Origin of the sequence: Helicobacter cynogastricus (assembly GCF_900197855.1) — a bacterium.
Classification (GTDB): Bacteria; Campylobacterota; Campylobacteria; order Campylobacterales; family Helicobacteraceae; genus Helicobacter; species Helicobacter cynogastricus.
In genome coordinates this window covers 1-5,909 of sequence record NZ_FZMQ01000013.1, presented here as the reverse complement: position 1 = coordinate 5,909, position 5,909 = coordinate 1, and the positions used below count along the sequence as shown (strand labels likewise).

General features: G+C 46.4%; 5 protein-coding genes and 1 pseudogene. 1 reads left to right on the top strand and 5 read right to left on the bottom strand.

Translation table 11 applies throughout. From position 1 onward, the window contains the following. Positions 1-1,251, bottom strand: a 1,251-nt coding sequence (locus tag C6H00_RS06510) for a hypothetical protein (RefSeq protein ID WP_158655747.1), incomplete at its 3' end; no start/stop codon positions are given. Positions 1,252-1,362: 111 nt separating this feature from the next. On the opposite strand from C6H00_RS06510, the pseudogene C6H00_RS08855 reads away from it, so the two are divergent. Continuing rightward, positions 1,363-2,238 (top strand): annotated as a pseudogene (locus C6H00_RS08855) (DNA adenine methylase). Here the strand turns inward: C6H00_RS08855 and C6H00_RS06495 are convergent. The 4 genes from C6H00_RS06495 to C6H00_RS06480 all read right to left on the bottom strand — a co-directional run. Beyond that, positions 2,235-3,587, bottom strand: coding sequence for a phage portal protein (locus C6H00_RS06495; RefSeq protein WP_104750194.1), 1,353 nt, complete (start codon positions 3,585-3,587; stop codon positions 2,235-2,237). The pseudogene C6H00_RS08855 and the gene C6H00_RS06495 overlap by 4 nt on opposite strands. 9 nt (positions 3,588-3,596) lie before the next feature. Further along, positions 3,597-3,971, bottom strand: coding sequence for a hypothetical protein (locus C6H00_RS06490; RefSeq protein WP_104750193.1), 375 nt, complete (start codon positions 3,969-3,971; stop codon positions 3,597-3,599). Continuing rightward, a complete protein-coding gene (locus tag C6H00_RS06485; protein WP_104750192.1) occupies positions 3,964-5,739 on the bottom strand; it encodes a phage terminase large subunit family protein in 1,776 nt (591 codons plus the stop codon). The genes C6H00_RS06490 and C6H00_RS06485 overlap by 8 nt, the downstream gene beginning before the upstream one ends. Next, positions 5,729-5,909, bottom strand: a 181-nt coding sequence (locus C6H00_RS06480; protein WP_158655745.1) for a hypothetical protein, incomplete at its 5' end; no start/stop codon positions are given. The genes C6H00_RS06480 and C6H00_RS06485, both read right to left, overlap by 11 nt.

Sequence of the window (5,909 nt, the reverse complement as noted above, 5' to 3'; positions counted from 1 at the left end):
TTGTGCCAATAGCCGCTCTTTCCAGCCTGCATCTGTATTGCACGCGAACTCCAGCGCATAAAAGCGCGATGAATGCGTGGCCTTTAGCTTAGCACGCACAACCCGCCCATTGAAGCGCACAGATATAAGCGCATGCGTGTAATCTAGGCTCTGTTGGGCCCAGTTAATCTGTCCCTGTCTGAAGATGAAGCCATCTTTAGACTGCCCCTCCAAAGGCCTATGAGAGACAAAAAGCGCGCTATCTTGCCCGCCCACTTCTAAGACAACTTGCCCGTTATGCGTGCGTGCGCTATAGGAGCATTCTCTTTGCACTTCATGCACTTCTAGCTTAATGTCGCGCTTTTCTTGGGCGCGGTTTTCATCTCTAGTACGCATTTGAGCCACCCAAGCGTCATACTCCGCACATTCTTCATCTATGTCTAAACGCATTTTTGCCACGCGCCCGCCCAACACTTGCTCCCCGCGTACAAGGAGTTCTAATGTAGTTTGCAGATAGCGGCAGTCATCATTGTCATGCAAGAACTCATCCACTTCGTTCAAAAAGGGCGCGCCATCCTCAAACACAATATTAAACCATGTAGGATCATCGGTGCGGTGCAATCGAGCGTGTAAAATCTCCCCCTCAAAAACAACTTCCACAGGGGCGTTGTGATAGGCTATTTTCTGCTTATTCCACTCTAAATTATGCACACGCCCCCGCCCGCTAACCTCTAGCCCCCAAAATGCGCCCATTTTGTGGATATGTGTTTGCACTTCCACAGCTTGCAGGCTTGCGCACGCGTCAACTTCTTGAACTTCTTGAACTTCTTGAACTTCTTGAACTTCTTGAACGAATCTTTGGCCAGTGCGCGTTAGTCCATGACACACCACACCCTCAACACACAAAAACTCTACAACCTCCTTAGTCTCTACATCCACCAACGCTCTAACATGAAGGCTCAAAGTGCTAAGACCTGCAAAATTTTCATCTTCGGGGAAAGACACCTCATAGCTGTTAGCACTAAACCCAAGCCACCCCATCTTTTTGCCCGCGCTATCATAGGCAAAAACTTGTTCATGAATGCCTGACGCTTTCATTTTTGTTCTAAAGGCCATTTTAGAGGCGCACACACCCTCTAAGCGTGCCCCATCTTCACAGAGTGCCTCGCCCTTCTTAAGCGCGTTAAGTCTCAACAAATAGCCATGCTCACGCCGCCAATCAACATCAAACGCCCCACTAAACTCCACATTTGCGATAACCAACTTAGCCATTTTTTTGCTCCTTTTTGTCAAAATATTCCCTATTATATATACTTTTTGGTTATTTGTCAACAATTTTTAGATAATTTCTAATAGTTTTTAGTTAAATATATATGCTAGAATATGCAAAAAATGGCGATAAAAATGGTTAAGAAGCCCCTTGTTTGGCCCGGTGGAAAATTCTATTTGACTAAAACGCTCTTAGAAAAACTGCCACCTAGAAAATATTATTGCGAAGTCTTTGGAGGCGGGCTATCCTTGCTCTTTGCCAAACAAAAAGAGCGTTTTGAGATTGTCAATGATTTCAATAGCGAGCTGATTAATTTCTACCGCTGTGCTAGAGACTTCCCGGAAAGTTTAGCGCGCGCTTATGCATATCTGCCCATTGAGCGCGACACTTTCATGCAAATAGCCAAAGAGCAAAGAAGCGGGATTTTTCCTAACAACAAGATCGAGCAGGCCGCGCGCTTTTATTATATCAATCAATGGAGTTATAGGGGACAGAGCAACGGATTTCTGGGGGGGGGGGGGGGGGGAGGTGTGGAGTGAACACGCCCCGCCACAAAAAGGGCTTACTTTGAGGCACTCACGCGCTTGCTTCACAAAAATTTTCACAAAGAAGCCCAAAGATTGGCCCGCGTGATCTTTCACAATAGGGATTTTGAGGAGTTTATCAAACTCTATGACACGCCTCAAAGCTTCTTTTATTGCGATCCGCCCTATATCACCAGCGCGCGTGTGTATGAAGATATTGGGGGAAACACCCCTTTTGGCCTAGAGGAGCATGCCCGCCTAGCCCACACACTTAAAGGCATAAGCGGCAAATTCCTTTTAAGCATTGATGAGCATCCTCTAGCCCTAGAGCTCTATGAGGGGTTTGTGATCGAGCGCGTGCCCACCACTTATGCTATGCGCGCAGGAGTTAGTGAAAAGCTAGGCGTGCACGAACTGCTCATTTCCAATTACGGCGCGCGTTCGCTTTTTGAAGGAGCGTATTAGCCTTTCCTTTTTTTAAGGACATCAAAAATCTCTGATTCTTTTTTGAGCTCTTGGATATGGGTGTCTAGCTCTTTGCCCTGTTCGCGCAAAATTTGGCTTAGGGATTTTTGCCCTGTTTCTAGGGCGACTTTGTTGGCATTCATTTCTTTTAGAGGGTCTATGTATTCCCATCCTTGCGGTTTAAAAGCAAAGTTGTTTAAAATGGTGTTGCGCGCTTCTAGGCCTAAAACCCCCCGCTTGATCTCATTGTCTAGCCATGCTTTAAAGACGCGATTGTGCAGATGCCGTATTAAGAAGTTTTGTAACCCCCTAAATTGCCGTCTTTGCTCGCTTGCCCCGTGTCTGATAGATGAGTAGTTGACTTCATTGAGGTCGCCAGTGAGTGTGCTATAACTCACTCCTAGGGCTTTGGCGATCTCTTTGTCTGTCTGTTTGATAAAAAACTCCATGTTGGTGGCGTTATGACTCTCGGTGAAATAGGGCTTTAGATTTTTCTCAATATAGGTCATCTTGCCCACCTCAACGCGCTCGCTCACGCTAGCCTTAGGCGCGTTTTCTTCGCCCAACTCCTCCACAATGCTAGGCAAAATCTCATGCTCTTCTCCTGCCACAAAAAAGCCTGTAATTTCGCTCTGCAGGCGCGCGCGCTTAAGCTCGGCACTTTTGAACTTCTCTTTTTGATAGAGCGGGTGAATCACGCTGGCCAAATGCGTTACGCCCCTAGTTTGTAGCCCATTGAGGCGTTTAAAGATATGAATGACATTTTTAGCCTCTATGCGCTCTGTGCGCCCCTCATCTGTGAGAATGTGGTAGGCTAGAGGATTGCGCAAACTATCCACCTCCACGCCTTTAAAAAATCTTCTGTCATCATCAACACTCTCATCTACATTTTGCGGGTCAATGAGGGCTAGGCTTAAGCCCTCTTGTGTTTCATTCAAATAAATAAAGGCCTCTCCATCGCGCTTATAATGCAAAAGGGCTAAACTCTCTATCTCCCAAAAACTCAGCGGACAGGCAGGAATATCATGCCGCCATGCCAAAAAGGCCTTTTCTATTTGGCTATTAAGTTGTGCATTAGGGCTATACAGATCAAGACTAAAACCATTGTCTCCAAAGATTTCTTTGTCCAAAGTTTCAAAAAAGCCCGCTAAAAGCGCACTAGAAGTGCTCAAAGAGCGCGCCTGAGCTCTTAGCGCGCTAAAATTGGCATCCACGCGCACATTGCCCAGCAAGCGGGCTAAATCATCTCTTTCTAGTTCGCTAGGAGCTAAAGAGGGGGGTGCTGGGTGATAAAAGCGGGTTTTGTTGGGCTTTGAGGGCTTTTTTTTGAAAAAATCAAAGGGCCACATGCGCGCTCCTTAAAACTTGAAGTGGTGAAAACGGGGCAGGGGCTTTTTGCTCATCTTTGTTTTGAGCTTTTCAAGCTGATTAATGAGGTCTAGGGGGGAGCGTCTCTCTATTCTGATCCCATCAATCTCATACTTAGAGATTTCAATCCCATTAGCCAAATTATCTAAGATATTTTGAATGGCCGCCTCGATTTTGGCCACTCTTAGGGCGGTGGTGTTGGGGGCTTGTTCAGCGGGGGGCTCTTGTGCGCCCTCTTGTTGTGTGGGCGTGTCCTTTAAGGGCTTGGCAATTTCAGTCGGCAAGTCTTGCACTTCAGGGCGGGCGTTAGCGCGCGCTTTTTTGAGGGGATCTAAATTGGGCGGTAGGGGGATAGCTTCATCCATGTTTGTCTCCAGTATTGGGGTTGATCTGATCGAGCACCTTTAAGAGCTTGGCGGCGGCTAAATTGAGCACAAAGAGGTCTAAGGCCTCGTTACGCTCTTTGATTTTGACCCAGCGCAAACTCTCATAGCCACGCGTGTTGACGCTCTTTTCTAGTTTTTCGGCCGTGAGTTGCTGGAAATACTCTAAATGGTAATCAAGAGGAAAATGACAATATCCCGGGCCAATATTCTCCACTCCTAAAAATCTAAAAATTTCACTTTTGGCCTTATAAGTGCCTACATTGCAGAATTTGACCCCTTTGGCTAGCAGACGGGGTTTTTCAATGATGGGTTTTTTACCACTCTGTTCAGAGTGCCCTTTACTTGCCATAAAACGGGGGTCTTTTTTCACAAAATTATAGACAATTTCAGCGTTAAATCCGCTATCAATCAGGTTTAACGAGCTTACAAGTCGCCGCCCGCTAGTGGTGTAAAAAATCTGTTTGAGTTGTTGGTAAAGATGTCCCCAAACTTGCCCATCATCGGTTTTACCCCTTAAAACTAAATGCTTGACTCCCCAACTCTCATAACCATTCCCCCAGCCTTTAAACTCCACTTCTAGGCGATCTGTTTGCACATCCACCCCGGCGGTGATAAAGCGAATATCATCGGGCAAATTAGTCGCGCTGTAGTCTTCACGGCGCACATAAAGGGCTTGTTCGGCAAAAATCACAGAGGGGGGCTCGTAGGGCATAGCCTCTTGCGTGTTGGTAAAAACTTGCATGCTAGAGGGATTACCTAGCGCGCTGTAGTAGTCTTTGATGATCTCAGTCATACTGACAAAAGGACTATACAGGGCATTTAAAAAAAAGCCCGCCTTTTGTGCGGTGTGCTCATTGGCATTAGTAGCGACCCACTTGCCCGCATTCACCGCTTGCTGTTTTTGCACTTCACTCCATAGCCCCCCGCATTCCATACACTTATAGGCAATGGTGTGATAGAGGGGCTTTTGTTGCGCGTCTAGATCGTAAACCACCCCGCTTAAGACTAGAGTTTGTTCAAAAGCGCAATGTGGACAGGGCACTAGAAAAAAGCGTTTATCACTGCTCTCAAACTCTCTTTCTATGTAGCTATGACCTTTGAGAGTAGGGGTGGATACTTTGATGATTTTCTTATCAAAGTAGGTCGCCGTGCGCTTTTGGGCTAGGGCTATGCTATGCCCCTCTTTGGTGTTCATGCAGCGGTCGCACTCATCTACGATTAAAACCTTTATGGGCTTGCTGGAGAGTTTAGAGGGGCTATTGCTTCCTACTAGGGCCAAATTTCCGCCCTTGAAGTTCTTAGTTAGGATGGTGTTATTGGCCTCTTTGTCATCTATGAGCTCTTGTAACTGGGGGATATCTCTAAACATGGGGGCTAGGCGGCGTTTTGAGTAGTCTTGGGCTAGATCTTCTGTGGGCAATAGAAAAAGAATAGTGCTAGGGTCTTGGTGGATAAAATAGCCAATGGCGTTATTTAAAATCTCGCTTTTGCCTAGTTGTGCGCCCCACATTAAGACAACTTCTGTAATGCTAGGGTCGCTAATGGCCTGCATAGGCTCTTTTTGATAGCTTAAAACGTTAAATTTGCCAAAAAGCGCGCTGGATTCTTTGCTCAAAACGCGGTATTCTTGTGCCCATTGCAATAAATCTAAATGCGGTTTTATGAAAATAGAGTTAGCAAAGACTTCTTTTAAGCGTGTAATCTGATTGCCCCGCTGGGTGCGGATTCTGAAAGCTTTAAGCCTCATGGGCCACTTTGCGCAATTTCTCTAACTCTTCTTGCTTTTGGGCTTGAATTTGCAGAGTTTGGGAGGCCTCCTCGTATTCTTTGGGGTCTTGGAGTTCGGCCAAAATGCTCTCAATCTCTTCGTTAAGAGTTTGGATAAAAGGCGCGTCTAGGCGGTGTTTGCGCTTTWGG